General features: G+C 63.7%; 29 protein-coding genes, 1 tRNA gene and 1 pseudogene. 7 read left to right on the top strand and 24 right to left on the bottom strand.

The window, feature by feature from the left end:
* Window positions 1-154: 154 nt before the first annotated feature.
* Window positions 155-649, bottom strand: a complete 495-nt coding sequence (locus OCK02_RS19345; protein WP_263814448.1) for a ferritin-like domain-containing protein — start codon at window positions 647-649, stop codon at window positions 155-157.
* Between the two features lie 460 nt (window positions 650-1,109).
* Between OCK02_RS19345 and OCK02_RS19340 the strand changes: the two genes are divergently transcribed.
* Together OCK02_RS19340 and OCK02_RS19335 are read left to right on the top strand one after the other, a co-directional pair.
* The gene (locus tag OCK02_RS19340; protein ID WP_263814447.1) at window positions 1,110-1,292 is read left to right on the top strand and encodes a hypothetical protein; all 183 of its coding nucleotides are present in this window, start codon (window positions 1,110-1,112) and stop codon (window positions 1,290-1,292) included.
* Window positions 1,293-1,300: 8 nt separating this feature from the next.
* Window positions 1,301-1,552, top strand: coding sequence for a hypothetical protein (locus OCK02_RS19335; RefSeq protein WP_263814446.1), 252 nt, complete (start codon window positions 1,301-1,303; stop codon window positions 1,550-1,552).
* A gap of 299 nt (window positions 1,553-1,851) precedes the next feature.
* Here the strand turns inward: OCK02_RS19335 and OCK02_RS19330 are convergent, their stop codons facing one another.
* The 8 genes from OCK02_RS19330 to OCK02_RS26155 all read right to left on the bottom strand — a co-directional run bounded on the left by OCK02_RS19330 (window position 1,852) and on the right by OCK02_RS26155 (window position 7,437).
* Window positions 1,852-2,733, bottom strand: a complete 882-nt coding sequence (locus OCK02_RS19330) for a transcription termination/antitermination NusG family protein (RefSeq protein WP_263814445.1) — start codon at window positions 2,731-2,733, stop codon at window positions 1,852-1,854.
* The gene (locus tag OCK02_RS19325; protein WP_263814444.1) at window positions 2,733-3,749 is read right to left on the bottom strand and encodes a hypothetical protein; all 1,017 of its coding nucleotides are present in this window, start codon (window positions 3,747-3,749) and stop codon (window positions 2,733-2,735) included. The genes OCK02_RS19330 and OCK02_RS19325 overlap by 1 nt, the downstream gene beginning before the upstream one ends.
* A gap of 13 nt (window positions 3,750-3,762) precedes the next feature.
* Window positions 3,763-4,470: a ribonuclease H family protein gene (locus tag OCK02_RS19320; protein WP_263814443.1), complete on the bottom strand. Its 708-nt coding sequence runs from the start codon at window positions 4,468-4,470 to the stop codon at window positions 3,763-3,765.
* Window positions 4,467-4,769 carry a DUF6074 family protein gene (locus tag OCK02_RS19315; protein ID WP_263814442.1) on the bottom strand — a complete coding sequence of 101 codons (303 nt, stop codon included), beginning with the start codon at window positions 4,767-4,769 and terminating at the stop codon, window positions 4,467-4,469. Before OCK02_RS19315 ends, OCK02_RS19320 begins: the two co-directional genes overlap by 4 nt.
* Window positions 4,770-4,860: 91 nt before the next feature.
* Entirely contained in the window at window positions 4,861-5,457 is a 597-nt protein-coding gene (locus OCK02_RS19310; RefSeq protein ID WP_263814441.1) for a hypothetical protein, read from the bottom strand.
* 194 nt (window positions 5,458-5,651) lie between these two features.
* A complete protein-coding gene (locus OCK02_RS19300) occupies window positions 5,652-6,431 on the bottom strand; it encodes a hypothetical protein (protein WP_263814439.1) in 780 nt (259 codons plus the stop codon).
* On the bottom strand, window positions 6,428-7,129 hold the full coding sequence (locus tag OCK02_RS19295) for a phage regulatory protein/antirepressor Ant (RefSeq protein ID WP_263814438.1): 702 nt from the start codon (window positions 7,127-7,129) through the stop codon (window positions 6,428-6,430). The genes OCK02_RS19300 and OCK02_RS19295 overlap by 4 nt, the downstream gene beginning before the upstream one ends.
* Complete coding sequence (locus tag OCK02_RS26155) at window positions 7,126-7,437, bottom strand: hypothetical protein (RefSeq protein ID WP_318530144.1); 312 nt, start codon at window positions 7,435-7,437, stop codon at window positions 7,126-7,128. Before OCK02_RS26155 ends, OCK02_RS19295 begins: the two co-directional genes overlap by 4 nt.
* A 24-nt stretch (window positions 7,438-7,461) precedes the next feature.
* Between OCK02_RS26155 and OCK02_RS19285 the strand changes: the two genes are divergently transcribed.
* The 3 genes from OCK02_RS19285 (at window position 7,462) to OCK02_RS19275 (ending at window position 9,295) form a co-directional block, all read left to right on the top strand.
* Window positions 7,462-7,956: an Arc family DNA-binding protein gene (locus OCK02_RS19285; RefSeq protein WP_263814437.1), complete on the top strand. Its 495-nt coding sequence runs from the start codon at window positions 7,462-7,464 to the stop codon at window positions 7,954-7,956.
* Entirely contained in the window at window positions 7,956-9,191 is a 1,236-nt protein-coding gene (locus OCK02_RS19280; protein WP_263814436.1) for a tyrosine-type recombinase/integrase, read from the top strand. The genes OCK02_RS19285 and OCK02_RS19280 overlap by 1 nt, the downstream gene beginning before the upstream one ends.
* A 30-nt stretch (window positions 9,192-9,221) precedes the next feature.
* Window positions 9,222-9,295 (top strand) — tRNA-Thr (locus OCK02_RS19275).
* A 155-nt stretch (window positions 9,296-9,450) separates the two neighbouring features.
* Here OCK02_RS19275 and ureG read toward each other — a convergent pair.
* From ureG to urtA, 15 genes are all read right to left on the bottom strand, one after another.
* Window positions 9,451-10,065: an urease accessory protein UreG gene (gene ureG, locus OCK02_RS19270; protein WP_263814435.1), complete on the bottom strand. Its 615-nt coding sequence runs from the start codon at window positions 10,063-10,065 to the stop codon at window positions 9,451-9,453.
* A gap of 43 nt (window positions 10,066-10,108) precedes the next feature.
* On the bottom strand, window positions 10,109-10,780 hold the full coding sequence (locus tag OCK02_RS19265) for an urease accessory protein UreF (protein WP_263814434.1): 672 nt from the start codon (window positions 10,778-10,780) through the stop codon (window positions 10,109-10,111).
* A gap of 6 nt (window positions 10,781-10,786) precedes the next feature.
* Complete coding sequence (ureE, locus tag OCK02_RS19260; protein ID WP_263814433.1) at window positions 10,787-11,287, bottom strand: urease accessory protein UreE; 501 nt, start codon at window positions 11,285-11,287, stop codon at window positions 10,787-10,789.
* A 103-nt stretch (window positions 11,288-11,390) separates the two neighbouring features.
* Window positions 11,391-13,100, bottom strand: coding sequence for an urease subunit alpha (gene ureC, locus OCK02_RS19255; RefSeq protein WP_263814432.1), 1,710 nt, complete (start codon window positions 13,098-13,100; stop codon window positions 11,391-11,393).
* A 3-nt stretch (window positions 13,101-13,103) separates the two neighbouring features.
* On the bottom strand, window positions 13,104-13,751 hold the full coding sequence (locus tag OCK02_RS19250) for a Urease operon accessory protein (protein WP_263814431.1): 648 nt from the start codon (window positions 13,749-13,751) through the stop codon (window positions 13,104-13,106).
* Window positions 13,752-13,764: 13 nt separating this feature from the next.
* Window positions 13,765-14,187, bottom strand: coding sequence for a lysozyme inhibitor LprI family protein (locus OCK02_RS19245; protein WP_263814430.1), 423 nt, complete (start codon window positions 14,185-14,187; stop codon window positions 13,765-13,767).
* A gap of 24 nt (window positions 14,188-14,211) precedes the next feature.
* On the bottom strand, window positions 14,212-14,568 hold the full coding sequence (locus tag OCK02_RS19240; protein ID WP_263814429.1) for a GFA family protein: 357 nt from the start codon (window positions 14,566-14,568) through the stop codon (window positions 14,212-14,214).
* A 1-nt stretch (window position 14,569) separates the two neighbouring features.
* A complete protein-coding gene (locus OCK02_RS19235) occupies window positions 14,570-14,875 on the bottom strand; it encodes an urease subunit beta (protein ID WP_230803948.1) in 306 nt (101 codons plus the stop codon).
* 21 nt (window positions 14,876-14,896) lie between these two features.
* A complete protein-coding gene (locus tag OCK02_RS19230; RefSeq protein WP_263814428.1) occupies window positions 14,897-15,199 on the bottom strand; it encodes an urease subunit gamma in 303 nt (100 codons plus the stop codon).
* Window positions 15,200-15,220: 21 nt separating this feature from the next.
* Window positions 15,221-16,033 (bottom strand): urease accessory protein UreD, encoded by an 813-nt coding sequence (locus OCK02_RS19225; RefSeq protein WP_263814486.1) that lies wholly within the window; start codon window positions 16,031-16,033, stop codon window positions 15,221-15,223.
* Window positions 16,034-16,112: 79 nt separating this feature from the next.
* The gene (urtE, locus tag OCK02_RS19220) at window positions 16,113-16,808 is read right to left on the bottom strand and encodes an urea ABC transporter ATP-binding subunit UrtE (RefSeq protein ID WP_263814427.1); all 696 of its coding nucleotides are present in this window, start codon (window positions 16,806-16,808) and stop codon (window positions 16,113-16,115) included.
* Between the two features lie 181 nt (window positions 16,809-16,989).
* Window positions 16,990-17,742, bottom strand: a complete 753-nt coding sequence (gene urtD / locus OCK02_RS19215) for an urea ABC transporter ATP-binding protein UrtD (RefSeq protein WP_263814426.1) — start codon at window positions 17,740-17,742, stop codon at window positions 16,990-16,992.
* A gap of 5 nt (window positions 17,743-17,747) precedes the next feature.
* The gene (gene urtC / locus OCK02_RS19210) at window positions 17,748-18,911 is read right to left on the bottom strand and encodes an urea ABC transporter permease subunit UrtC (RefSeq protein ID WP_263814425.1); all 1,164 of its coding nucleotides are present in this window, start codon (window positions 18,909-18,911) and stop codon (window positions 17,748-17,750) included.
* Window positions 18,908-20,539, bottom strand: coding sequence for an urea ABC transporter permease subunit UrtB (urtB, locus tag OCK02_RS19205; RefSeq protein WP_263814424.1), 1,632 nt, complete (start codon window positions 20,537-20,539; stop codon window positions 18,908-18,910). Before urtB ends, urtC begins: the two co-directional genes overlap by 4 nt.
* A 259-nt stretch (window positions 20,540-20,798) precedes the next feature.
* Window positions 20,799-22,091, bottom strand: a complete 1,293-nt coding sequence (gene urtA, locus OCK02_RS19200) for an urea ABC transporter substrate-binding protein (protein WP_263814423.1) — start codon at window positions 22,089-22,091, stop codon at window positions 20,799-20,801.
* Between the two features lie 223 nt (window positions 22,092-22,314).
* Here urtA and OCK02_RS19195 point away from each other — a divergent pair, with 223 nt between their 5' ends.
* Both OCK02_RS19195 and OCK02_RS26215 read left to right on the top strand, forming a co-directional pair.
* The gene (locus tag OCK02_RS19195) at window positions 22,315-25,704 is read left to right on the top strand and encodes an ATP-binding protein (RefSeq protein WP_263814422.1); all 3,390 of its coding nucleotides are present in this window, start codon (window positions 22,315-22,317) and stop codon (window positions 25,702-25,704) included.
* Window positions 25,697-26,228, top strand: a pseudogene (locus tag OCK02_RS26215) (response regulator); the annotation flags it as partial. The gene OCK02_RS19195 and the pseudogene OCK02_RS26215, both read left to right, overlap by 8 nt.
* Between the last annotated feature and the right edge of the window lie 72 nt (window positions 26,229-26,300).

Raw genomic sequence — 26,300 nt, 5'->3', positions numbered from 1 at the left:
CGCGCCGGTCACTGGCTTCCCAGCTTCCGCTTCTACCCGACGCGCTGCTCCAGAACTGTGAACTGCTGCCGGGCTACCCTCCCGGCTTGGCCGCTGGCGATCGTGCATGCCGATCGTTCTCTATAGCGGGGCGCAGCGGCTTCCCCTGGCATCATTAAGCTGCCTTCGTCGCAGGCGACACCTTGTTGATTGACGTCACTGCGAGGTTGGTGAGCTTGTTGTTTGTCGCCTTCTCCTGGTCGAGGATCTCGCTCAGGAGCGTATGTGCCTCTTCGTGGCCGAGATCCTTCGCCCATTCACGGAGCGAACCATACCGTGCGATCTCGTAGTGTTCGACGGCCTGGCATGCTGCGAGAAGACCGGCATCAAGCGCGGTTCCTTCGGCTTCCTGCATGAGCCCATCGGCTTCCTTGATCAGCCCTTCAATCGCATCGCACTTCTCGCCCGATGCCTTCTTGCCGATTGACTTGAAGACCTGATCCAGCTTCTTTATTTGATCCTTCGTTTCCGCGAGATGCTCTTCTGCGGCCTTCTTCAGTTCCGCATTTTTGGCGGCCTTCGCGACCTTCGGCAGCGCCTTAGTGATCGCATTTTCCGCATAGTAAACGTCTTGCAGGGTGTGCTCGAAAATCTCAGCCAGCGATTTCATAGGGTTCCTCCTTCACAATGAAATGCGATCGAGAAACCCATTTGAACCCGAATCGTTCCAATGACGAGGCTTAACCCAATTGGGTGAGACAGGGCGGGTTGGCCCTCGGACCATGGGTTGCAGGAAACAAAAAAGGCCGGGGCGTAGACGCACCGACCTTCCTTACCAATCGCTATTCCTCCAGTGCCAGTACATCCGTGGTCAAAGTCAGACTGCGATTGCGGCATTCGCGAGCGGCAGATGCATCCAGCGCTCTTAGCGGTACCGATAGTGGTCATATAGAGGACCATTGTGCTCGAAACAAGTCCGGCTCGCAAAAATGCGGCCTTCATTGAGACGCAATTGTTTTCTTGCTAATCAACTCACTTGCGCGCACTGTTCGGTCTTCAGCAGCCAATTCCCAGGGCGCTGCTGCTTAAGGGCCCTCACACCCTAGCCCCCCACGCGAAAGGAGGACTTCATGTCTTCCAACGTGCAGCATGTCGAGTTCGCGGCAAGCGACCTTCGAATTCTTCAACGAATGCTCAAACACGCCTCTTATCTCACGGCCAACCTGCGACCTTTGGAAGGGCCGCTGTTTTTCCGGTCGAACAAAGTTCTTAGGCGCTTCCTGACGACGGTTGTCCAGGTTCCTGCCGAATGAGGGCCCCGATGACCAAGACCCATTATGAGTCTCGACAGGAGTCCAACGGAACATGGAGCGTATTCGACCTCCGGTCGGGCATGCCCGCAACCCAGTCACTTCTGCCCGTCTGCGATCTCACAGAGCTCAAGGCCAACGATATCGCGATGGCGATGAACCGAGCTCCTTCGGTCTCACCGTCACGCTTGCACCGCTACGCGATCCAAGGACTGCCGCCGCAATTCCTGCCTTCAGATCAAAGCCGCGGCCGAGTGTCCTAACCGGGATGCGGTTTTGGGGGCAGGAGCAGGCTGTGGTGAAAGCCCACACTCTGTTCGCGGATCAAACCGCCGTGTTGGCGAGGTACCCCACGCCAGCATGCTGCCCGTGCTTATGTACGGCGTGCCCGGGCGCGCCGGGGTTCGATTACTCGTAGCGATGCAAGAGCAGGCTCAAACCGTTCGCCTATAGGCACACCTCTTCCTTCGCGCCGAATGCCATTGTTCAGCATTTGGGACCGGCAGCAGCCCAGCGCGAGGCATGGGGAGCGCAAAGGAATTCTGTCATCCCGCGTAGGAATTTATACCGCTTCGCGATATTCATCAAGGACTTTGTCGTCCTCGATCGCGTCCAGAGCGGACATTATTCCCAGAACTCTTTCGCGTACCCGATCCGGAAGCATCTCAATGCAGGCGTCGGCATGGGACCGCAAGGATACAGTTCTGCTCCGGCCACGAGGCAGGAGGCGGCCGAGCTCGCCGTGCAGGTTCTGCCGCCTCTTGAAGCGCGCCGTTTCGATCTTGTGCTGCCGGTGAAGGCGGTAGTCCTGGTGCCGGTGGAACATCTCCATCATCAGGAACTGAATGTCCTCCTCGTTCAGGTCGGCCGGCGCCCGACCGTTGGTCACGACGTCGAGGACACCGTCAACATCTCGCACGGCCGCGAAGCCGCGCGAAGGATCTCGCCTGATGAAGACGTAGCCAACCAGAAGCGGGAAGCGCCTTTCGCGAAGCTTCCGGCTGCGGTGAGCCCGCTGCTCACGCCAGAAGGCAGGCATATATACGTCGATGCCGGCCTCACGCAGATTGCGCTCGATGATGGTCTCGCCTCGCCGATGAGGGAGAGGGTCGGGCAGTTGCCGCGCCATTGCCTGCGCGCCCGGCTTCGTTCGCACCGCATACCACTTCTCGCCAGTGGCGCGGGCGGTCTCAAGGAAGGCCCAGTCGACGAGGACGACACGACGAGCAGAAGGACGCCGGCCGGGAGCGCAGAGCTCCTGTTCTTCCTGGACGGCCGGAAGGACGCGTGCGCGATCGATGCCGGCGGCACGAACCAAGGCATAGGATCGGTCTTCTGTGAAGCTGTCCGGCACAAGGCGCCACCCGGCCATGCGGTCCTGAGTGACGATCGCGTATCCGGCGGCCGATTTCTTCACGGTCACTGTCTCGTTGGGCGCGAGCATCAAATTTCCAGTCCTTTTGTGAACGTCGGCACGGCAGCATCGTAGTCAGGGTGGACCAACAATTCGCAGTAGTATCTATCCTTGTAGCTCGTGCAGCTCAGCATCACTTTCGTTCCCTGCCATCTGAAAATCATGTCCGCAAAAGGAGACTGTCCACCGGCGACCCAGCGCTCAAGCGTGCGGAGGTTTCGTGGGGCGAGGAACTTCTGCGCGTCGACGACCCGGTCACGGATCGACCGGAGTTGCTTCAATGCTTTCTCTGCGCCCCGGCCGCGGCGGATGATTTCCTTCGATGCCTCGCATTCGCTGTCCTCGACTACCCACGCCGGCAGAGGCCTTCGTAGGTCTCGGCATGCGTCCAGAGCCTTCTCCAGTTGGCGAGCGGGGTCGAAATCTGGCGTCAGGAACACGAGGCCATGAAGATCCTTACTTGCGGCCCTGTGTCCTTGTCCGAACGCCAGCTGTCCGGTGTTGTGCATCCGGTCCTTAAACAGGAACTCGGCAAAGCCCTTGGCCCGCAGATCCAGGTATTCGCGCGTGAACTGAAGCGCCTTTGCGGGGGTCAACAGACCTTTGATGAATGCCTCCAAGGCGTTGAGCTTGTCCGCGGTTCGTACCCACATGGCCTGGTATTCGAGGCATTTCGTTTCGATCGCGAAGACGCGCTCCGCGGCCCGGTAGTTTTCGCCGAGATAGTGCTTCGCGCATTCGTGCCCGATAAACCGGACGTCCATGCTTTCGGGGAAGTAGGCCATCCTGCCGGTCCCGAACTTCGGTGCGGTGGGAGAACACAAAGGACAGGACACGCGCTCGCCACCTCGTTTGCCGAGAGGCACCTTGATCTCCTCGGACAAGAGCTGGACCTGAGCATTGCGGGGCGGCTGATTGGTGGAGACGTTCTTGAAGGTCTCCGGGAAGCCTGTCTTTTCTATGTGTTGACGCCAACGGCTGATGTATTCAGCGCTCGGCCTGGACGCAAATACGGGGAAATTTCTGAGAGCGAATTGCTCCATCACCTAAACCCTCGTTCTAAATCCTAGGTGGCAAGTATACCGCAGTTGCTCCTGATCTGTTCGTGTCTCGTTCCAGTTTCCCCAAACTATCGGTTGAATTAGCTTGGCGTCCGATCTCAGCGAGCTCATCAGCACGCTCGTTGCCGACGATACCGGCATGGCCCTTGACCCAACTGATGGTGATGCCGCCAGACCTGGACGCATCTACGAGAGCCGCATCGATGGCCTGCCAGAGCTCGGCATTCTTGACGAACTCGGTCGCTCGCGGGGATTTTCGCCAGCCGTGGCGCTTCCACTTATGCCGCCAGTCGTTCGCGCCGTTGACGCAATACTGGCTGTCCGACCAGATCGTGACTGGTGCGCCAAAACCCTGGGCGGTCTCGATGGCAACGAGGAGGGCCGTCATCTCCATTCGATTGTTTGTGGTAACGGGGTCACCACCGCTCAGAGCCTCGACCTCGATGCCGTCCAAGTAAACGACGACACCCCAGCCGCCTTCGCCCGGGTTCGGCACTGCCGCTCCGTCAGCGAAGATGTGATAGCCGCGACATCTATCGGGTCGGTCTTGGAACGTCTCCGTAACGTTACCGTAACGCGTTACATCACGTGACGTCACGTGAAGCGGTTCGAGATATCGCGGTTGTGGTGTTTCCGCAGATTCCGCGGAATTCCGCAGACGGTTGCGCACTCGGTGAGCGCGGTTCGCATCGAAGCCCTTGGTCAAGCTGCACCTTTTGGATTGTTGCTGCCGGCCGCGCAATGCGTTCTGCGGGTCATTTCGTCCTGAACCTTCTGCCAGAAAGCTCCGAGCTGCTCGTCCACCTCATTTTCGGACAGGCCAATGCGGTCCAGATGTTTGATCAGCGCCTCTGTGACCTGATTGCGGTAGTGTTCGGCATGCCGCTCGGTGCTCTTGTCCAGCATCTTCACTGCGACATCGCGGATCTTGCCGACACGGTTCACCATTGGGAATGCGAGCAGCTTCCGGGGTGGTTCCCAAGAGAAGAGGGGAAGGTCAGACATCGCGGCCTCCCACCATATTATGTATATCACTTCGGAATCCCGAAATTGGCTGGAGCATTGATTTCATGATGTTTTTCTCCATTGCAAAACCTCACGAAGCCCTTCGAATTTCGGAATCCCGAAGTGGGCGAATTTCGGAATCCCGAAGTGGGGATTTTTTCTTACGGCCGACAATTCCGCGTTTCTCGGCCGCAATCTTACGATCGATGTCAGACCACTTCCGGCACCGCTCGGGAGTGCACTGCTTCCACTCGTTCGTAGGTGGCGCGCCTTCGTGGTCGCCAACGAAGGTCAGCGTGAACCTGTTGGGATGGGCAACGCCCGATCCCGCACGTCCGCGAAGCACCTTGATCAGCCCCTTGTATTCCAGCTCGTCCAGGGCGTCGGCAACGTACTCACCCGTCACCCCATATGCGACGAACTGAGGATGAGTTACGACCAGCTTGCCGTTCTCCAAGGCGGCGTGCGCCGTATGTTGGATAAGCAGGCGGAAAAATGCCCTGATGGCGTTTCCGCTCAGACTAGTGAATGCTGGCGACTCCATCAGTTCAATAGTCAGCCATTGCCAGCGCTGCTTTCCGTCAACACTGCCGTGCTCCGATCGGGGAGGCGAAGTGAATTTTCGGACGTTCGCGCGGGTCTTCCCTGGCGAGGTTCGGCTCTTGTCGCGTGGGTTGAACTCAGCCATTTATGCGTGCGCCTTTCTCAAAACACGGAACCGATCGGCCATGGCGATGGCTTCGCATGCCTGTAGTGCTGAGAGCGAGAACCGCTCTTTCAGCGCTGGGACGGCTAGCCTCGGCGGTGGGACTTGTTCGGCCAGCCACTGGGCGGCCGCTAGGACCGCCTCGCTGGAGTTGCCTGAGTTTCTGGGGGCGACCGTCATGCCTCGCCTCCCGGAAGCTCGTAGGCATAGATGCACGCCGACGTGTATTCCTCGGACATCGTGAACCAGAGAGACTTCCCGCTGACGTCCCGCATGGCATGAGCGGCCTTCTTGAGGTGCCAGTATGCGCGGTCCTTCGCCTCAAGCCGTTCGACTTCGATCGGGATCGTCACGTCGTTGCATTCAGCGGTGGCGAGAAAGGCGATGGCGTACTCTCGCTTCTGGGAGGGATAGACGACGGCATGGAAGCGCTTGTCGGCGTGTTCGTTCAGCGCCTCCGACAGCTCGGCTGCCAAACGGTTTACGCGCTCGGTCGGATGCTCTGCTTTTCTCCACTCGTCGGAGTGTCGGACGAACGCAGCTGCCGCAGCATATCTGTTGATGATCGAGAAGAACCCGACACGATGGCCGTTCGTCGCACCGTTCGCCTCCATCGCCGCAACGATCTCGGTCAAAAGAGACGAGACCCCCGCGGAGCGGTTCGCCGCCATGAAGAGGGCAAACTCCTCCGCCAGGGCATTGCCGGTATCGCAGTCGCGGACGTAGTCGAGCGCAGGCACGTCGGCCCAATAGTTGTAGCCGCGCCCTCGGCCAGGATTGCGCTTGATGAACGAGAGGTCATCGAGGCGGACGACGGCACCTCCTTCACTTTTCACTTCCACGGTGGTATTAGCTGCCTTGTTCATTTTCGTATCCTTCTCGGGATTGTTTGAACCGTGGCTCGGAGAGGTTGCCGCCTCTGCCGGGCCTTTTGCATTCAAGCTGGACGTGATCATGCCACCCTCGCGATTGCTGGTTTGATGAGGCTGGCAAGTTTCGTCAGGCCTTTGGGCGTGATCCGGACCTGCTCGGTCACCTTCTCTGAGCCGTCGGCGCGAAGGACCGTCGTCACCTTGTGCTCAAGGAGACCCGCGGTCGTCTTCGACTGATAGCCGAGGTCATGACCGGCGCCGGGGCGGCGATAGATCCAGCCATTTTGCCGAAGCCACTGGAAAAGGTCCTTCGGCCGGAGCTGCAGTACCTTTGCTGTCTCTGTGATGCAGAGAGAGCCATCGGCCGTAGCGATGCGCTCCAGTGCTTCCTGGGCCGGGCGAAGTTGGCTGACCTCAGCCTCCAGCGCGATCACCTTCTCCACGTTCTGCAGAAGGATGGTCCGAAGCACGGTCGGATCGGTCAGGGCCTTGGCCGGGTCTGCGAGAATGCCCTCAAGCTCCCGCAAACGTGCGAGCACTTTGCGGCGAAGTGTTGCGCTGTAGCCGAGAAGGAGGATTTCAGTCAGTTCCCGGTCAAGGCGATACTCTGTCTGCTCCCGGTTCATGCTGTCGAAATAGATGCCCTGAAAGTTCAGGACATCTTCACCAAGCTCGTTGAGCATCTTTTTGATGTCTGCAACGACGTTGTCGTGGCGCTTTCCGGTCAGTTCCGCGATCTCGCGGCTCGACATAGTGATGGTTGAGAGGGAGAGCGCGGTCACGTTGCAGTCTCCATGAAGAAACGCACGAGAGTGTTGCGTTCGGCAACCCAGCGACCACCGACTTTCTTCGCAGGCAGCGCTCCGGTGTTGAGAAGGTGGAACGTCACCCGCGGTGTGCGGCCGATCACCGTCGCAATGTCTTCCGCGCCCCAGACGAGGTCTATTTTTTCAGCTACCGCTTCCATTGGTAATCCTCTGTTAATGGTCGGTGTGCCATTGGTGTGGCATGCAATGTGTGGCATGCGTGCGGCATTGCTGTCAACATAAATGTGTGTCATTGGTGCGGCATGGCTAGAGAAGATCTGCATTTCCGGCTTCGGATACCCGAAGACTTGAAGAGGAAAGTCGAAGAGGCGGCTGAAAAATCCGCGCGCAGTATGACGGCGGAGATCGTTGCCCGCCTCGAAGAAACCTTTTCTGAGCCAAGCAGGCTGGAACAGCTTTTCGACGCCTACAGCGACCTTGGCGACGAAGTCAAAGAGCTAAAAGGGACAATTAAGTATCTCGAAGAAGTTCGAAAGACGCTCGAAACTGAACTGCAAAATAAAGAGAACGATCGCGAGTCAGGCAAAGCAACGGAAGAAGATGAACCCATCTTTAACATCGTTCTTGACGCGAAGGGGCATCCTCTTGATTGGCCGAATATAGCAGCACACATTCACAGGACTGCCAAGGCGGCGGGCCTTGATAGCGTTGGCTTCCGCGCGGCTATATTCGATACAAAGAAGCTCGATGACCCGTACGACCAAGAGTATCGTCGGCTCGTCCGGTGGTACCAGGAACAAACACGCAAGCACAAAGCCGAAATACGCGGTGAGGAAGACTGATGTCCGTGCGCAAGCGCGAGTGGACGACACCAAATGGCGTGCAGAAATCCGCCTGGGTGGTCGACTATACCGACACCACCGGCAAGCGCCGGCTGAAGACATTCAAGCTGAAGAAGGCAGCAGACGCGTTTGCCGCAACGGCAAGCGTAGAGGTCAGGGAAGGAACGCACGTCGCCGATCGGGAGACCGTGACGGTCGAGGCGGCGAGCAAGCTCTGGATCGCGTCGACGAATGCGGCGGGGCTGGAACGATCTTCGATCGAGGACTACGAGCGCACGCTGCGCCTACACATTATCCCGTTCATCGGGACCCAGCGCCTGAACGCGCTGACGACGGCTCGGCTGAGAGCGTTCGAAGATCAGTTGAGGGAGAACGGCCGATCGGCATCGATGACGAAGCGGGTACTGACGTCGCTCGGTACGATGCTGGCAGACTCGCAGGAGCGAGGCCTCGTGGTGCGCAATGCCGCCCGGGAGATGCGCGCTCGTCGAGGACGGGGCGCGGATCGGCAGGAGAAGCGCCAGAAGGGCCGATTGAAGGTCGGGGTAGATATTCCCACGCGAGATGAGGTGAAGGCGCTCCTGGCGGCTGCTGATGGCCGCTGGCGCCCTCTCCTTCTGACGGCCACGTTCTGCGGCCTTCGGGCTTCGGAACTGCGCGGGCTGAGGTGGAAAGACGTCGATCTGCAGAAGCGCGAGATCAAGGTCCACCAGCGGGCCGATCGCTTTAACGATCTGGGCCAGCCTAAATCGATCTCAGGGGAACGTACCGTGCCGGCCCCTCCCCTGGTCATCAACGCCTTGCGGGAATGGAAGCTGGCGTGCCCGAAGAAGAGCACAGCGAAAATGGATGACGAGGGTAAGCCGGTGATGGTTCACGACCTCGTCTTCCCGAACGGTAGCGGAAAGGTCGAACAGCTCAACAACATCCTGAGGCGCGGCCTGCACCCGACATGGGTGGCGGCCGGTGTAGCGGTAGAGACCGGGGAGTTCGACAAGAAGGGCAAGCCAGTGCTCGTAGCGAAATACTCAGGCTTGCATTGCCTGCGGCACTGGTTCGCGTCGTGGTGCATCAATCGTCGGGAGGATGGCGGGCTCGGGCTGCCGCCGAAGGTGGTTCAGGAGCGCATGGGGCACTCGACTATCGCAATGACGATGGACACCTATGGCCACCTCTTCCCGCGGGATGATGATGGATCAGAACTTGCGGCAGCGACGGACTTTGTCCTCGCTTGATGCGACATGACTGCAACATGGACGGCCGAAGCCCCTCATTTTCAAGGCTTCGGCCATGATTTGTAATCAGGGGGTCCCGGGTTCGAGTCCTGGTGGGGGCACCACTTCGATTTTTCAGCATTGATTTTGCTGAATTTTTTTCGCTCTTTTTGCCCCACTTTCTCCAACCCTGCTCGATGCGGGGACACAGTTTGTCGCCCGATTGTTCCTGCCCTTGAGGGAGGCCCCGGAAACGGGCTTCCATCCGGTCGTGCGCGGCTCAGGCCAGGCCGCCCTCGATCGTCAGGAAGTCGACGATCCGTTCGATCCCCTCGCCGCGCTTCATGTCGGTGAAGACGAAAGGCTTGGTCTCGCGCATGCGGGTTGCGTCGCGGTCCATCACGTCGAGATCGGCGCCGACATGGGGGGCGAGGTCCTTCTTGTTGATCACCAGAAGATCGGAGCGGGTGATGCCCGGGCCGCCCTTGCGCGGGATCTCCTCGCCCTGGCAGGTGGAGATGACATAGATGGTGATGTCGGCAAGGTCGGGCGAGAACGTCGCCGCCAGGTTGTCACCGCCCGATTCGATGAAGACGACGTCGAGATCGGGGAATTTCCGGTTGAGGTCGGCGATCGCCTGCAGGTTGATAGTGGCATCCTCGCGGATCGCCGTGTGCGGGCAGCCGCCGGTCTCCACGCCGATGATGCGGTCCGACGACAGCGCCTGCATGCGCACGAGCGCCTCGGCGTCCTCGCGGGTATAGATGTCGTTGGTGACGACGGCGACCGAATAGCGCTCGCGCATCGCCTTGCAGAGCTTCTCCGTCAACGCCGTCTTGCCCGAGCCGACCGGTCCGCCGATACCGACGCGCAAGGGGCCGTTTGCCGATTTCATGTGCTGTCCCTTTCCATGGTCGAAGCGCAGCTTAGACCCGCCCTCAGGAGCGGAAAAGCCGCGAATTCTGTGTTTCGTGTTTGAGCGAGGCGATCTCCGCGTGGATCGCCGCACCGCCGAGATCGTCGAGCGTGGACCGGCCGGCGCGTTGCGCCGTCCCGGCCAGTGCGTCCTCGAGGGCGGCGAGGATGGCCACCCCTTCCGCCTGCCCGCAGACGCCGAGCCGGATTCCGGCCGAGACGGACTGCGAGATCGCGGCGTGCAGGTAGGCGGCGAGCGCATCGTCGACGGGTACGCCATGTGCGGCGGCCACAGCCCCCACGGCGACGGGGAAATTCACCGCCTCCGGCAGGCGATCGAACACCGGATCCGGCCAGGCCGACGCCGCCGCAACGAAGGCCGTGCCGAGCGAGAGGGTTTCGGCATGCCGCTCCGCCGAGCCGGCCAGGGCCAGCCCGAGTTCAGCGACCTCCTGCAAGGCTTCGCCGTCTTCGAACACCCGCCAGGCCTCGGCGAACAGCACCGCATCGTTCCACAGTGCACCATGCGAAAGCAGCGTTGCAAGCCAGCCCGACAGGCCGGCCGCATCTTCGATCTGCCCGTCGTGCACCGCCCGCTCCAGCCCGCCGGACCAGGCAAAGCCGCCGATCGGGAAGGCCGGCGACAGCCACGCCATCAGCCGCAGCAGCGCGCGGGTATCGAGTTCCCCGCTCATCGAGGATCAGTCATGGGCGTGATGATGGCCGTGCCCGTGCCCATGATCGTGACTGTGGCCGTGATCGTGGCTGCCATGCGCGTGATAGGCCCCCCGCGCCGGCTGGAACGGCTCCTCGACCTCCTCCACCGTCGCCCCCAGTCCCTCTAGCATGCCGCGGATCACGTGGTCGCGCGGCACGAGGATGCGCGTCTCCTCGATCTGCGCCGCGAGATGCCGGTTGCCGAGGTGCCAGGCGAGTTCGATCAGATGCAGCGTGCCGAGGCCCTTGATCGCGAAGAGCTTCTCGGGGGCAGCATGGATTTCGACCGTGTCGCCGTTGTCGAGCACCAGCCGGTCGCCGTGATGGAACAGCACCGCTTCCTTGAGGTCGAGCATCACCATGTCGCCATTGGACAGGTGCAGGACCTTGCGGCGCAGGTGGCGCAGGTGCGAGGGCAAGGTGACGGTGTCCACCGGCGGGTCGGATATCTCGCCGGCCGGGCGATAGGAATGGACGTGCTGCATGGAAATCTCCGGTCGAATGGCATGGGTCGGGGATAAGGTTACGCGGCCGCGGATGCAGTTTCCAGAGGCTGGCGACCGCAACACGGCGCCGCCCGCAGCCGCCTCAGAACAGGAAATAGCGCTGCGCCATCGGCAGCACCGTCGCCGGCTCGCAGGTGAGCAACTCGCCGTCCGCGCGCACCTCGTAGGTCTCCGGATCGACCTCGACATGCGGGGTGGCGGAATTGTGGATCATCGAGGCCTTGGAAATGCCGCCGCGGACGTTCCTTACCGCCACCAGCTTCTTGTCGACGCCGAGGCGGCGCGCCAGCCCGCCGTCGAGCGAGGCCTGGGAGACGAAGGTGACCGACGAACTGGTCCTGAGCTTGCCGTGGGCGGCGAACATCGGCCGGTAGTGCATCGGCTGCGGTGTCGGGATCGAGGCGTTCGGGTCGCCCATGGGGGCCGCCGCGATCGAGCCGCCGAGCAGCACCATTTCCGGTTTCACGCCAAAGAAGGCCGGGTTCCAGAGCACCAGGTCGGCGCGCTTGCCGACCTCGACCGAGCCGATCTCGTGGGAAACGCCGTGCGCGATCGCCGGGTTGATCGTGTATTTGGCGATGTAGCGGCGGACGCGGAAATTGTCGTTGTCGCCGGTCTCTTCCTTCAGCTTGCCGCGTTGGCGCTTCATCTTGTCGGCCGTCTGCCAGGTGCGGATCGCCACTTCGCCGACGCGCCCCATCGCCTGGCTGTCGGACGAGATGATCGAAAAGGCGCCGATATCGTGCAAGATGTCTTCCGCCGCGATCGTCTCCTTGCGGATGCGGCTTTCGGCAAAGGCGATGTCTTCGGGGATCGACGGCGACAGGTGGTGGCAGACCATCAGCATGTCGAGGTGCTCGGCCAGCGTATTGACCGTGTAGGGTCGGGTCGGGTTGGTCGAGGACGGAATGACGTTCGGATGACCGCAGACCTTGATGATGTCGGGCGCATGGCCGCCGCCGGCGCCTTCGGTATGGAAGGCATGGATGGTGCGGCCCCTGATGGCGGCGACCGTGTCCTCGACGAAGCCGCTCTCGTTCAGCGTATCGGTGTGGATCATCACCTGCACGTCGAAGGCATCGGCCACCGTCAGGCAGTTGTCGATCGCAGCCGGCGTCGTTCCCCAGTCCTCATGCAGCTTCAGCGACGAGGCGCCGGCGAGGATCATCTCCTCCAGCGGCGCCGGCAGCGAGGCGTTGCCCTTGCCGGCGAGCGCGAGGTTCATCGGGAAGGCGTCGAAGCTCTCGATCATCCGCTCGATGTGCCAGGCGCCGGTGCAGGTGGTGGCGAGCGTGCCGTGCGCCGGGCCGGAGCCGCCGCCGAGCATGGTGGTGACGCCGCTCATCAGCGCCTCCTCGATCTGCTGGGGGCAGATGAAGTGGATGTGCGCGTCCATGCCGCCGGCCGTCAGGATCCTGCCCTCGCCGGCAATGGCTTCCGTGGACGGACCGACGATGATGGTGACGCCCGGCTGGGTATCGGGATTGCCCGCCTTGCCGATCGCGTGGATGCGCCCGTCCTTGAGGCCGACGTCGGCCTTGTAGATGCCGCTATGATCGACGATCAGCGCGTTGGTGATGACGGTGTCAACCGCACCCTCGCCGCGCGTCGCCTGGCTCTGGCCCATGCCGTCGCGGATGACCTTGCCGCCGCCGAACTTCACCTCATCGCCATAGGTGGTGAAGTCCTTCTCCACCTCGATGAAGAGCTCAGTATCGGCAAGCCGCACCCTGTCGCCGGTGGTCGGGCCGAACATGGAGGCGTAAGAGGCGCGGGACATCCTGTAGGACATGGATCAGGCTCCTTGGGAGGGAGAGAGCGAAGGCGAAGAGGTAGCCAGGAGGCGCAGGCGCCCCTCGGCGGCGAGGCCGGCGACGAGGCGGCGCTCGGCGGCGAAGGGATGACCGTCCCAGCCCTCGTGGCCGAAACCGGCGAGCACGATCTCAGAACCGGAAAATTCGGTTGCGGAGAGGACATGAAACAGCGTGACGAGGCCGCTGCTCGGCACCACGTAGGCGCCGGGCGAATGCGCCGCCAGCGCGGCATCGGCCGCCTCGTGCGCGGCTGCGGGAACGATCCGGTGCAGCTTGCCGCTTGCGGTCGCGAACCGGGCAAAGTCGTCGGTGCGGTCGTCGCAGAAGTCGTCGAGTTCGGGGTGGGTCACGGCCAGATGCGGACGCAGGCGCGCGAATTTCTCCGGGTCGCGCACCGACCAGATCTCGCGGCTGGCCAGGACCGGGGCGCTCTCGCGCCATTCGGGACCATCCAGCATCTCGTTCGCCGGACGCCCGGTGTTGCAGACGGCGACCGCATCGGTGCGCGTGCCCGATTGCCCGGCATTGCGGCTCAGGTTGAAGCGGACGACGAAATCGGCAGCGTCGATCACCGCGTCCGCGCCCTCCGCCACCTGCCCGTTTCCCACGATCACAATGCGCCGCCCCATCCCGTTCCGCCCGTCAGTTCCCGAAGCTGTCCGCAAGCGTCGCGAGTTCCTCGGTCCGCTTGCGGGTCAGGTCGGCCAGGCAGGCGGAGACGACCATCGGCTGCATCGATCCGCCCCCGACCATGAAGCCCGCCGCCGCGCACTGGCTGTCGCGATAGGCGAGCCAGGCACGCTGGGCCTTCAGCAGGTGTTCCTCGGCGCCGCGCGGCTGCTCTTCGGACCTGGCATCCCATGCGGCCGCGGCCTTTTTCGTCGCCAGCCACCGCGCGTTCAGGGCCTTGTCCGCCTTCTCGTAGTCGGCGGCCGCGCAGGCGTTCATGTCCATCTGCGTCATGGCGTCATTGCAGTCGGCGGGCAGTGTGTCCTCGCCCGAGGCCGGGGCGTCCATCAAAAGGACGCAGCCGCACAGCATCGTCAGAATTCCGGCCTTCGTCATCGCCTTCTTCCCTTCATGCGACGCTCACGCCGAAGCGCCGTCGTGGGCGTGGGAGGCGAGTGCGCGGGGGTCCACGCCTTCCAGGCAATTGACGTTGATCGCGACCATGGACGCGCCGTCCGGCTTGTCGCCATAGGCGAAGCCCTGGATGCCGCAGGTCCTGCAGAAAAGGTGATGCACCGTCCTGTTGTTGAAGAGATATTCCGACAGGTTCTCCTCGCCCGACGTCAGCGTGAACGCCTCGCGCGCCGTGAAAGCAAGCACGGAGCCGAGCCGCTTGCAGCGCGAGCAGTTGCAGACGATCGTCCGGTCGAGATCGACATCGGCCTCGAACGAGACGGCGCCGCACTGGCAGCTGCCGCGGTAGTGCGCCATTCCCATGTCACAATCCTCCCATGACCTGTTGGCGGAAACCGTAGATCTCGCGCTTGCCGGCAAAGGGGACCAGCCGCACCGTGCGGGTCTGGCCCGGCTCGAAGCGCACCGCCGTCCCGGCCGGGATGTCGAGCCGCAGGCCCCGGGCCCTGTCGCGGTCGAAGGCGAGGCCGGCATTGGTCTCATAGAAATGATAGTGGCTGCCGACCTGGATCGGCCGGTCGCCGGTATTGGAGACGTCCAGTTCCGTGACCGGCAGGCCGGCATTGAGTTCGATATCGCCGCTTGCGGCGATGACTTCACCGGGGATCATCGTTTTCCTCCTCCGTGCCTGTCAGCGGATCGGTTCGTGGACGGTCACGAGCTTGGTGCCGTCCGGAAAGGTCGCCTCGACCTGGATGTCGTGGATCATCTCGGCGATGCCTTCCATAACCTGGTCGCGCGTGACGACATGAGCGCCGGCCTCCATCAGGTCTGCGACCGAGCGGCCGTCGCGCGCGCCTTCCACCACGAAATCGGTGATCAGCGCGATCGCCTCGGGATGGTTGAGCTTCACGCCGCGCTCCAGGCGTCGGCGGGCGACGATGGCCGCCATCGAGATCAGCAGCTTGTCTTTTTCGCGGGGGGTCAGGTTCATGGAGGGTTCGTCCGTTTCATCTTACAGAGTCCAGACTTTCGGCAGGCCGGCGCCGTTGCGCAAGTGCGAAATGACGGGGATCAGGGTTTTTCGCATGGCGAAGCCGTGAGGCGCAGTCATGCGCACAACCAGCTTGTCCTGCCAATGGCTTGCACCGGCGAATGCCCCGCCGAGCAGCGCGCGGGTTCCGGCAAGCATCGCTTCCGCCCGCACGCCGCAATAGAGGAGCGTGGCAAAGGCCCCTGCCCCGGCAAGGACCGCAGGCTGCAAGACCTGCTCCGCGATGGCGCCGGACAGCAGAACCTCCTCGGCATGGATCAGCCGGCCGGCGCGGCGGATCCGCCAGCGGTCGCGGAAGAGGCCGTTCGCCATCGTCTCCCCCATCGCCCTGCGTCCGAGCAGCACCGCCTCGACGGCGACGAATTCGGCATCCGGCGCGAGATCGACCGTCAGCGTCCGGGAAAGCGCGGCGCGGTCGAACAGGATCGTCTCCTGCGGCAGCCAGTCCACGCGCGCGCCGGCGCCGACGACAATGCGCGTGCCGACCGAAGCGGTTCCCGCGGCGGCCTTGTAGATCTTCTCGCAGGCCTGCGTGGTCAGCGTCAGTTGCGTCGCCTCGCCCGCCTCGAACGACCAGTCGACGGCGTCGCCGCCCGTAAGCCCGCCGGAGGTGTTGATCAGCACCGCCTCCATCCCCGCATCGAAGGTTTCGGGCAGCCGGATCTTGGCGCAGCCTTCCTGGTAGAACGTCTCGAGACGTGTGCGCCCGTCGCGGGCCCTCGTCGAAAGACGTCCCGACCCGCGGGCGCGCTGGGGAGCGATCGTCGCTTGCATCGTCACGTCGGCTCTCCGGCTGCATCCTGCGGCCTCTGCGATGGCGGCTGTTCCGTCGACCATGTCGATACGCAAGCCGTCAGACCGTCATGTGCCGCCGTGCCTCGGGCGTATCCAGCGTCTCGGCCGGCCCCTCGTGCACGATTTCGCCACGATCCATGATGTAGACGTGATCCGCAAGCTCACGGCAGAAATCAAGGTATTGCTCCACAAGCAGAATTGCCATGCCGGTGGAATCGCGCAGGTATTTGATCGCCCGGCCGATGTCCTTGATGATCGACGGCTGGATGCCCTCGGTCGGCTCGTCGAGCACGAGGATCTTCGGCCGCGTCACCAGCGCCCGGCCGATCGCCAGCTGCTGCTGCTGGCCGCCGGAGAGGTCGCCGCCGCGGCGGCCGAGCATGGTCTGCAGAACCGGGAACAGGCTGAAGATATCGTCGGGGATGAACCGCTCCGCCCGCTTCAGCGGCGCATAACCGCTTTCCAGGTTCTCCTTGACCGTCAGGAGCGGGAAAATCTCGCGCCCCTGCGGCACGTAGCCGATCCCCTGCTTGGCGCGATTGTAGGGCGCCAATCCGTCGAGTGCCACGCCGTTGAAGCTGACAGATCCAGACGACAGCGGATGCTGGCCGGTGACGGCGCGGAGCAGGCTCGACTTGCCGACACCGTTGCGGCCGAGCACGCAGGTGATCCTGCCCATTTCGGCGTTCAGCGAGATGCCGCGCAGCGCCTGGGCGGCGCCGTAGTGGAGACTGGCGTTTTCGACTGTCAGCATGGCACTTCTCTTCTCATCGTTCGTTTGCCCCTCATCCGGCTGCCGCCACCTTCTCCCCGCAAGCGGGGAGAAGGACATATGCCGCACCGCCCCACCCGGATCGTGAAGGCGGGACTGCGTCCCCTCTCCCCGCTTGCGGGGAGAGGGTTAGGGTGAGGGGCAAGTTCCGCCGGCCGAACCCTCATCGCCCCAGATAGTTCTCGATCACCTTCTGATCGGCACTGACGAAATCGATCGAGCCTTCCGCCAGCACCGAGCCTTCCGCCAGGCATGTCACCTTGACACCGAGTTCGCGGATGAAACCCATGTCGTGCTCGACGACGACGACCGAGCGCGTCTTCGCGATCTCCTTCAACAGCACCGCCGTCTCGGCCGTCTCGGCGTCAGTCATCCCGGCCACCGGCTCGTCGACCAGCAAGAGTTCCGGCTCCTGCGCGAGCAGCATGCCGATCTCCAGCCACTGCTTCTGGCCATGGCTTAGGCTCGCGGCGAGGTCGTTCTTGCGGTTCGACAGGCGCACCGTCGATAGGATCTCCTCGATCCGGGCGTTGTCTTCCGCCGTCATGCGGTAGAACAGCGTGGCGAAGACGCCGCGCTTGCGGTTCAGCGCCAGTTCCAGATTGTCCCAGACGGTGTGGCTCTCGAACACCGTCGGCTTCTGAAACTTGCGGCCGATACCGAGCTGGGCGATGTCGGCCTCGTCGCGCCGGGTCAGGTCGATATCACCCTTGAAGAACACTTCGCCGCTATCAGGTCGGGTCTTGCCGGTGATGATGTCCATCATCGTCGTCTTGCCGGCGCCGTTCGGGCCGATGATGGCGCGCAACTCGCCCGGCTCGATGACGAAAGACAGTGAATTCAACGCCTTGAAGCCGTCGAAGGAGACGGAGACGCCGTCGAGATAGAGCAGGCTGGTGGGTTTCTTCTCGTTCATGTCGGTCACTCCGCCGCCACAGGTTCGGCCACGGTCTGGCCCCTTGCCGCCTCGTCGGCTGCGGCCTTGCGATAGTCCTTCCGCTTTGCCCGCCACGCCTGCACCGTGCCGACGATGCCCTTCGGCAGGAACAGGGTAACGAGGACGAACAGGCCACCGAGCGCAAACAGCCAGAACTCGGGAAACGCCGCAGTGAAGACGCTCTTGCCGCCGTTGACGAGAATAGCGCCGATGATCGGGCCGATCAGCGTGCCGCGGCCGCCGACCGCCGTCCAGATGACGACTTCGATGGAATTGGCCGGATCGAACTCGCCGGGATTGATGATGCCGACCTGCGGCACGTAGAGCGCGCCGGCGATGCCCGCCATCATCGCCGAGACGGTGAAGGCGAAGAGCTTGAAGTGCTCGACTCGGTAGCCGAGGAAGCGGGTGCGGCTCTCGGCGTCGCGCACGCCGACGAGGATCTTGCCGTACTTGGAGCGGACCATGCCCGAGGTGAGGATCAGGGCGGCGGCCAGCGCCACTGCCGATGCAGCGAACAAGGCGGCGCGGGTGCCGTCGGCCTGGATGTTGAAGCCCAGGATGTCCTTGAAGTCGGTCAGGCCGTTGTTGCCGCCGAAGCCCATGTCGTTGCGGAAGAAGGCGAGCAGCAGCGCGAACGTCATCGCCTGGGTGATGATCGACAGATAGACGCCGTTGACGCGCGAGCGGAAGGCGAACCAGCCGAAGACGAAGGCGAGCAGGCCCGGCACCAGCACCACCATCAGGGCGGCGAACCAGAACATGTCGAAGCCGTACCAGAACCAGGGCAGTTCCTTCCAGTTGAGGAAGACCATGAAATCGGGCAGCAGCGGGTTGCCGTAGGAACCGCGCGCGCCGATCTGGCGCATCAGGTACATGCCCATGGCATAGCCGCCGAGCGCGAAGAAGGCTGCATGGCCGAGCGAGAGGATCCCGCAGAAACCCCAGACGAGATCGAGTGCGAGCGCCAGCAGCGCATAGGTCAGGTACTTGCCGAACAGCGAGACGAGATAGGTCGGCACATGCAGCGGATGGTCCGGCGCCGTCAGCAAGTTCAGCGCCGGCACCAGCACCGCGAGCCCGAGGATGATGGCGACGGCGATGAAGATCGTGCGGTCGAAGGACTTGAGCAGAAACGAGGTGATCATGCTTCGACCGCCCTTCCCTTGAGTGCGAACAGCCCGCGCGGCCGCTTCTGGATGAACAGGATGATCAGCACGAGGACGAGGATCTTGCCGAGGACGGCGCCCGCATAGGGCTCGAGGAACTTGTTGAGGATGCCGAGCGTGAACGCACCGACCAGCGTGCCCCAGAGATTGCCGACGCCGCCGAAGACCACGACCATGAAGCTGTCGATGATGTAGCCCTGGCCGAGGTTCGGCGAGACGTTGTCGATCTGCGAGAGCGCGACGCCGGCGATGCCCGCGATGCCGGAGCCGAGCGCGAAGGTCAGCGCATCGACCCAGGGCGTGCGGATGCCCATGGAGGAGGCCATGCGACGGTTCTGCGTCACCGCCCGCATCTGCAGCCCCATCGGCGTCTTCTTCAGGAGGAACAGCAGGGCCGTGAACACGGCAAGCGAGAAGACGATGATCCAGAGCCGGTTCCAGGTGATCGTCAGGCCGCCGAGCTCGAAGGCGCCGGACATCCACGAGGGATTGCCGACTTCGCGGTTGGTCGGGCCGAAGATGGTGCGCACCGCCTGCTGCAGGATCAGCGAGATGCCCCAGGTGGCGAGCAGCGTCTCGAGCGGCCGGCCGTAGAGGAAGCGGATGACGCCGCGCTCGATCGCAAGCCCGACCACGCCGGTGACGAGGAAGGCGAGCGGCAGGGCGATCGCGAGCGACCAGTCGAACAGGCCCGGAAAGGAAGTGCGGATCACCTCCTGCACGACGAAGGTGGTGTAGGCGCCGAGCATCACCATCTCGCCATGGGCCATGTTGATGATGCCCATGACGCCGAAGGTGATGGCAAGGCCGATCGCAGCCAGCAGCAGGACCGAGCCGAGCGACAGGCCGTACCAGACGTTCTGGCCGGCCGACCACAGCGCCTGCCGCTCCTTGATGCTCGAGATCGCGGCCTCGAGGTCCGGGCGGAGATCGTCGTCGGCGGAGGAAAGGGCTGCCGACAGGAGCGACAGGGCATCCTGTCCGCCGGCATCGGCGATAACGGCGACGGCCGCCTTTTTCTCGTCGTCCGGCCGGTCGGAGACGAGCAGGGCCGCGGCGCGGGCGCGCTCCAGCACCGGTTTGACCCTGGCATCGGTTTCGGCGGCGAGCGCCGCCTCGACCTGTTCGAGCGCGTCTGCGGATGGCGTGCGCAGCATGGTCTGTGCCGCCTGCAGGCGGACGCCGGCGTCGGGGCTCATCAGCGTCAGGCCGCCGAGGGCGGAGCGCACCGCGCGACGCAGGCTGTTGTTGACGCGGATCTTCGTGAGTGCGCCTGCGGATTCGGTGCCGACCTCGGCGCCGGTGAGCGGATCGACGACGGTCAGGCTGCCGCCGGCCGGCTTCGTCAGGAACACCTGCCTGTCGGATTTGCGCAGGTAGAGGTCGCCCGCGGCCAGCGCCTCCAGCGCCGGGACGATCCTCGGATCGCCGGTTCTTGCCAGCGCCTCCACCTGCTCGATGGTCTTTGCAAAACTGCCTTCGCCGAGCGCGTCGATCATCGTGCGGAGGTCTTCCTGCGCCCGCAGATCGGTCGCAAACACGGTAATCAGGAGGCAGAAGGTCACCAGCAGGGACTGGAGCGATCGATAGGCTAGCCGCGTCAACATGAGATCATCCTTGCCAGCCGGGCCTTGCCGTTTCCGGAGGCCGGCATGTGCAGTCAGGGTCGCACCGCGAACATGGCCACGGCGAGGACGGGCGGCCGGTGGCCGGCCCGGCAGTTCGGATCCGCTGCGACCCTCCGCCCAAGGGACGGGACAAGGGAAGCAGCCTCAAGCCCGGATGCATCCCGCCACCGGAGATGACGGGACGCATCCGGCCGGCCGCGCAGGACATCCCGCGTGGCCGACCGACCCATCAGGCAGATCAGGAGCCCTTGCCGCCGCACTTGCCGGTGGCGACGTTGAAGTTGCCGCACGACATTGGCGCGCGCCAATCGGAGATCAGGTCCTTGGAGTCCGGCAGGTAATCCGACCATTCGTCACCGACCACGAGGCCGGGGGTCTCCCAGACGGTCTCGAACTGGCCATCGGCCTGGATCTCGCCGATCAGCACCGGCTTGGTGATGTGGTGGTTCGGCATCATCGTCGAATAGCCGCCCGAAAGGTTCGGCACCGAGACGCCGATCATCGCGTCGAGGACGGCATCGGTGTCGGTGGTGCCGGCCTTCTCGACCGCCTTAAGCCACATGTTGAAGCCGATGTAATGCGCTTCCATCGGGTCGTTGGTCACGCGCTTGTCGTTCTTGGTGTAGGCCTTCCAGGTCTTGATGAACTCGGCATTGGCCGGGTTGTCGACGGACTGGAAATAGTTCCAGGCGGCGAGATGGCCGACGAGCGGCGCGGTGTCGAGACCGGCGAGTTCCTCTTCACCGACGGAGAAGGCCACGACCGGGATGTCCTCGGCCTTGACGCCCTGGTTGCCCAGTTCCTTGTAGAAGGGAACGTTGGCGTCGCCGTTGATGGTGGAGACGACGGCCGTCTTCTTGCCGGCCGAGCCGAAGCCCTTGATGTCGGAGACGATCGTCTGCCAGTCCGAATGGCCGAACGGGGTGTAGTTGATCATGATGTCTTCGGGCGCGACACCCTTGGAGATCAGATAGGCCTCGAGGATCTTGTTGGTCGTGCGCGGATAGACGTAGTCGGTGCCGGCGAGCACCCAGCGCTCGACGCCCTCGTTCTCCATCAGGTAGTCCACGGCCGGGATCGCCTGCTGGTTGGGGGCGGCACCGGTATAGAAGACGTTGCGCTGGCTCTCCTCGCCCTCGTACTGGACGGGGTAGAACAGGATCGAGTTCAGTTCCTCGAAGACCGGGAGCACGGACTTGCGCGACACCGAGGTCCAGCAGCCGAACACGGCCGAGACCTTGTCGACGGAGACGAGCTCGCGCGCCTTTTCGGCAAACAGCGGCCAGTCCGAGGCCGGGTCGACGACGACGGCCTCGAGCTGCTTGCCGAGCAGGCCGCCCTTCTTGTTCTGCTCCTCGATGAGCATCAGCATGGCGTCCTTCAGCGTCGTCTCGGAGATCGCCATGGTGCCGGACAGCGAATGCAGGATGCCGACCTTGATCGTGTCATCGGCGGCAAAAGCGCCGTTGAGCGCCGTGGTGGAGAGAACGGCGGCGACAAATGCGCCGGTCAGGCGTGCCTTGATAGTCATTGTTGTGAACCCCTCTAGCTCTGACGGACAACGGACGGTCTGGCCGCTTAGCCGTTGCTCAAGGGATCATCGGACGATCGCGTTGCAGTGCACATACGTCATTCTACGTAGACGCCGGGGTAAAGAACGGCACCTCTGCCGCAGCGCACCAATTCTCGCCGCCGCCGCGATGTGCTAGGACCGGGTCACGGGCAGGGTCTGCCCGCCCGCTCGAAGGAAGCCCATGGCCGCACGCCAGCGCATCATACCGGTCCGGCGCCAGTACAACCGTTGGGTCGCCGACCAGACGCTGGAGGACTATGCGCTGCGGTTCACCGCCAAGAGTGCGCGGCGGTTCTCCTCGGAGCGCATCTCGCAGACGGCGATCGGGGCGATCTCGTTTCTGGCGCTGGAGGCGATCGGCGGCACGATCACCATGTCCTACGGCACGACGAACGCGATCGCCGCGATCCTCGTCGCCAGCCTGATGATCCTGCTCGTCGGCCTGCCGATCAGCCGCTACGCGATCCGCCACGGCGTCGACATCGATCTCCTCACCCGGGGCGCGAGCTTCGGCTATATCGGCTCCACCATCACCTCGCTCGTCTATGCGAGCTTCACCTTCATCCTGTTTGCCATCGAGGCCTCGATCATGTCGGGGGCGCTGGAGCTGGCGCTCGGCATCCCCTTGTGGATCGGCTACATCATCAGCTCGGTCGCCGTCATCCCGCTCGTCACCTACGGCGTGCGGCTGATCTCGAAGTTCCAGCTGGTTACCCAGCCGTTCTGGATCGTGCTGAACATCCTGCCCTTCGTCTTCATCGCCTTTGCCGACTGGAACGCCTTCGGCGAGTGGCTCGCCTATTCCGGCATCCACCATGCCTCCGGACCATCAGGTACCATCGCGCCGTTCCACCTGGTCGAATTCGGCGCGGCGTCCGCCGTCATCTTCGCGCTGATGGCGCAGATCGGCGAGCAGGTCGACTTCCTACGCTTCCTGCCGCCGGACGGGCAGCGCAAGCTCAGCCACCGCATCGCCGTCTTCCTCGCCGGTTCGGGCTGGGTCGTGGTCGGCGCGCCGAAGCTTCTGGCCGGCTCCTTCCTCGTCGTGCTGGTGCTGAATTCGGGCGTGCCCTCGACCCGGGCGGCCGACCCGGCGCAAATGTACTACACCGCCTTCGGCTACATGATCCCCTGGGAGACGGCGGCGCTGCTGCTGATGGTCGCCTTCGTCGTCGTCTCGCAGCTGAAGATCAACGTGATGAACGCCTATGCGGGCTCGCTCGCTTGGTCGAACTTCTTCTCGCGGCTGACCCACAGCCATCCTGGCCGCGTCATCTGGCTCGTCTTCAACGTGGCGATTGCGCTGCTGCTGATGGAGCTCGGCATCTACCGGCTGCTGGAGGAGACGCTCGGCATCTTCTCGATCGTCGCCATGGCCTGGCTGTGCACGATCTCGGCCGATCTCTTCATCAACAAGCCGCTCGGGCTATCGCCTCCCGGCATCGAGTTCAAACGCGCCCATCTCTACGACATCAATCCCGTCGGCCTCGGTGCGATGTTCTGCTCCGCGAGCCTGGCGTTGATCGCCCATTTCGGCGCCTTCGGCGACATCGCCGCCTCGCTCGCGCCCTACATCGCCGCCGGCGCCGCCTTCGTCGCCTCGCCGTTGATCGCCTGGAAGACGGGGGGCAGATACTATCTTGCCCGCAAGCCGCGGCGGAACTGGCACCTGGAAAACACCATCACCTGCTCGATCTGCGAGCATCCCTTCGAGCCCGAAGACATGGCCTGGTGCCCCGCCTATGCCGCGCCGATCTGCTCGCTCTGCTGTTCGCTCGACAGCCGCTGCCACGACATGTGCAAGCCGAAGGCGCGCTTCCATGCGCAGGCCGCCCATGTCGCTCGCGCCGTGCTTCCCGAGCCCGTGGTCGACAAGCTGAAGACTCGGCTTGGCCGCTACGCGCTCTCGGCCGCACTCTCGATCGCCGGCATCGGCGTGATCCTCGCGATGATCGCCCACCAGGCGGGCGGCGCCTCGCCGGAAACGGCGGCCGTGGTCGAGGGCACTGTCGCGATCGTCTTCTTCGTCTTCGCGGTCGCAGCCGGCGTCGTCTGCTGGTTCTATGTGCTCGCCCATGACAGCCGGGTGGTGGCAGAGGAGGAATCGTCCCGCCAGAACACGCTGCTCCTGAAGGAAATCGCGGCGCACAAGAAGACGGACGCAGCCCTGCAGGAGGCGAAGGAGGCGGCCGAGGCGGCCAACCGCGCCAAGAGCCGCTATGTCGTCGGGCTCAGCCACGAGTTGCGCACGCCGCTCAACGCCGTGCTCGGCTATGCCCAGTTGCTGGAACGCGACGAGACGATCCCTGCCCCGCGCCAGCCGGCGGTAAAGGTGATCCGGCGCAGCGCCGAGCACCTGTCCGGCCTGATCGACGGGCTCCTGGATATCTCGAAGATCGAGGCCGGCAAGCTGCAGGTCTATTCCAACGAGATCAACATCCACGATTTCCTCGACCAAATCGTCGACATGTTCAGGCCGCAGGCGCAGGCCAAGGGCGTCGCCTTCGAGCACGTGCGCAGCCCCTCCCTGCCCCAGTTCGTGCGCACCGACGAGAAGCGGCTGCGCCAGATCCTCGTCAACCTCGTCTCCAATGCGCTGAAATTCACCGACAGCGGCCATATCCGCCTCGACGTCGGCTATCGCAGCCAGGTTGCGACCTTCACCGTGGAGGACAGCGGCCGTGGCATCGCGGAGAAGGACCTGCCTCGCATCTTCGATCCCTTCCAGCGCGGCGCGGCGGAACATCAAAGCCGCATGCCCGGCCTCGGCCTCGGGCTCACCATCACCCGGCTTCTGACCCAGACGCTCGGCGGCGAGATATCGGTGACGAGCGCCAAGGATCGCGGCACCGCCTTCCGCGTCCGGCTGATGCTGTCGGCCGTCGACCGCCCGCAAACCCTGCTGGAGCCTGCCAGCCGCATCCGCGGCTATGGCGGGCGGCGGCGCAGCATCCTCGTCGTCGACGACAACGAGGACCATCGCAACCTGATGGGCGAGACGCTCGCCCCGCTCGGCTTCAACGTCATGACCGCCGGCGACGGGGGCGAATGCCTGGCGCTGACCGAGGCGCTGCGGCCGGACCTGTTCCTGATCGACATCCAGATGCCGGGCATGAGCGGCTGGGACCTCGTGGACCGGCTGCGGCAGGCCGGGCAGACCGCGCCGATCATCATGCTGTCGGCGAATATCGGCGACGGCTCGACACAGGGCGGCAGCGGCGGCCACGACGACGCCATCGCCAAGCCGTTCGACCTCGGCCAGCTCTGCGACAAGCTGGCGCTGCACCTGAAGCTCGACTGGATCACCTCCGACGCGCAGCCGGGCCAGCCCGTTCCGGCAACGCTGCGGCGGATCGTCGATCCCGGCCCCGCCCACGTCGCCGAACTGATCCGGCTCGGCGAGATCGGCTATGTCCGCGGCATCGAGGCCAAGCTCGCCGAGATCGCCCGGGCGCCCGAACACAAGCCGTTCGCCGATGCGCTCAGGGACTATGTCCAGGCCTTCGACCTTTCGGGCTACGATGCCTTCCTGAAGAACATTTCCGCAGAAAGGACCGAACCGCGTGACTGAGATAGCCGGCCCGCGCGACATCGTACTCCTCGTGGACGACAGCCCCGAGGCGCTCGGATTTCTGACCGAGGCGCTGGAACAATCGGGATTTTCGGTGCTGATCGCCACCTCGGGCACCTCCGCGCTCGGGATCGTCGAGCGGATCACCCCCGACATCATCCTGCTCGACGCCGTCATGCCGGGCCTCGACGGATTTGAAACCTGCGAGCGGCTGAAGGCGAACCCGGCCGTCAGCCAGACGCCGGTGGTGTTCATGACCGGGCTGACGGAGACGGAGCACGTCGTGCGCGCGCTGGAATCAGGCGGCGTCGACTATCTGACCAAGCCGATCAACATCGACGAGTTGCGGGCGCGCATCCGCGTCCACCTGACCAATGCCCGCTCGGCCCAGAGCGCGCGGGTGGCGCTCGACGCCGCCGGCCGCCACCTGCTCGCCGTGCGCGGCGACGGGCGGGTGCGCTGGTCGACGCCGCAGGCGACGCGGTTGATCAATGCCGCCACCGGCTCCGACGACGGGCTGGAAACGCTGACCGCCCATGTCGGCCGCTGGATGAAGGAGAGCGAGACGACGGGCAAGGACGGCAGCTTCACCATCC

Source organism: Rhizobium sp. TRM96647, from assembly GCF_025780115.1.
Taxonomy (GTDB): domain Bacteria; phylum Pseudomonadota; class Alphaproteobacteria; order Rhizobiales; family Rhizobiaceae; genus Mycoplana.
This window is presented reverse-complemented; position numbering and strand designations above follow the sequence as displayed.

Bases quoted from the DNA above. Each gene is read 5' to 3' on its own strand.
- OCK02_RS19315 (WP_263814442.1), bottom strand. From the start codon at position 4,769: ATGTCTGACCTTCCCCTCTTCTCTTGGGAACCACCCCGGAAGCTGCTC.
- urtC (WP_263814425.1), bottom strand. From the start codon at position 18,911: ATGATCACCTCGTTTCTGCTCAAGTCCTTCGACCGCACGATCTTCATC.
- ureE (WP_263814433.1), bottom strand. From the start codon at position 11,287: ATGCAGCACGTCCATTCCTATCGCCCGGCCGGCGAGATATCCGACCCG.
- urtA (WP_263814423.1), bottom strand. From the start codon at position 22,091: ATGACTATCAAGGCACGCCTGACCGGCGCATTTGTCGCCGCCGTTCTC.
- OCK02_RS19310 (WP_263814441.1), bottom strand. From the start codon at position 5,457: ATGGCTGAGTTCAACCCACGCGACAAGAGCCGAACCTCGCCAGGGAAG.
- OCK02_RS19240 (WP_263814429.1), bottom strand. From the start codon at position 14,568: ATGGGAATGGCGCACTACCGCGGCAGCTGCCAGTGCGGCGCCGTCTCG.
- OCK02_RS19265 (WP_263814434.1), bottom strand. From the start codon at position 10,780: ATGAGCGGGGAACTCGATACCCGCGCGCTGCTGCGGCTGATGGCGTGG.
- ureG (WP_263814435.1), bottom strand. From the start codon at position 10,065: ATGAAATCGGCAAACGGCCCCTTGCGCGTCGGTATCGGCGGACCGGTC.
- OCK02_RS19330 (WP_263814445.1), bottom strand. From the start codon at position 2,733: ATGCTCGCGCCCAACGAGACAGTGACCGTGAAGAAATCGGCCGCCGGA.
- OCK02_RS19300 (WP_263814439.1), bottom strand. From the start codon at position 6,431: ATGATCACGTCCAGCTTGAATGCAAAAGGCCCGGCAGAGGCGGCAACC.
- OCK02_RS26155 (WP_318530144.1), bottom strand. From the start codon at position 7,437: ATGCAGATCTTCTCTAGCCATGCCGCACCAATGACACACATTTATGTT.
- ureC (WP_263814432.1), bottom strand. From the start codon at position 13,100: ATGTCCTACAGGATGTCCCGCGCCTCTTACGCCTCCATGTTCGGCCCG.
- urtD (WP_263814426.1), bottom strand. From the start codon at position 17,742: ATGAACGAGAAGAAACCCACCAGCCTGCTCTATCTCGACGGCGTCTCC.
- OCK02_RS19235 (WP_230803948.1), bottom strand. From the start codon at position 14,875: ATGATCCCCGGTGAAGTCATCGCCGCAAGCGGCGATATCGAACTCAAT.
- OCK02_RS19225 (WP_263814486.1), bottom strand. From the start codon at position 16,033: ATGCAAGCGACGATCGCTCCCCAGCGCGCCCGCGGGTCGGGACGTCTT.
- OCK02_RS19340 (WP_263814447.1), top strand. From the start codon at position 1,110: ATGTCTTCCAACGTGCAGCATGTCGAGTTCGCGGCAAGCGACCTTCGA.
- OCK02_RS19245 (WP_263814430.1), bottom strand. From the start codon at position 14,187: ATGACGAAGGCCGGAATTCTGACGATGCTGTGCGGCTGCGTCCTTTTG.
- urtB (WP_263814424.1), bottom strand. From the start codon at position 20,539: ATGTTGACGCGGCTAGCCTATCGATCGCTCCAGTCCCTGCTGGTGACC.
- urtE (WP_263814427.1), bottom strand. From the start codon at position 16,808: ATGCTGACAGTCGAAAACGCCAGTCTCCACTACGGCGCCGCCCAGGCG.
- OCK02_RS19335 (WP_263814446.1), top strand. From the start codon at position 1,301: ATGACCAAGACCCATTATGAGTCTCGACAGGAGTCCAACGGAACATGG.
- OCK02_RS19195 (WP_263814422.1), top strand. From the start codon at position 22,315: ATGGCCGCACGCCAGCGCATCATACCGGTCCGGCGCCAGTACAACCGT.
- OCK02_RS19280 (WP_263814436.1), top strand. From the start codon at position 7,956: ATGTCCGTGCGCAAGCGCGAGTGGACGACACCAAATGGCGTGCAGAAA.
- OCK02_RS19345 (WP_263814448.1), bottom strand. From the start codon at position 649: ATGAAATCGCTGGCTGAGATTTTCGAGCACACCCTGCAAGACGTTTAC.
- OCK02_RS19230 (WP_263814428.1), bottom strand. From the start codon at position 15,199: ATGAACCTGACCCCCCGCGAAAAAGACAAGCTGCTGATCTCGATGGCG.
- OCK02_RS19250 (WP_263814431.1), bottom strand. From the start codon at position 13,751: ATGGGGCGGCGCATTGTGATCGTGGGAAACGGGCAGGTGGCGGAGGGC.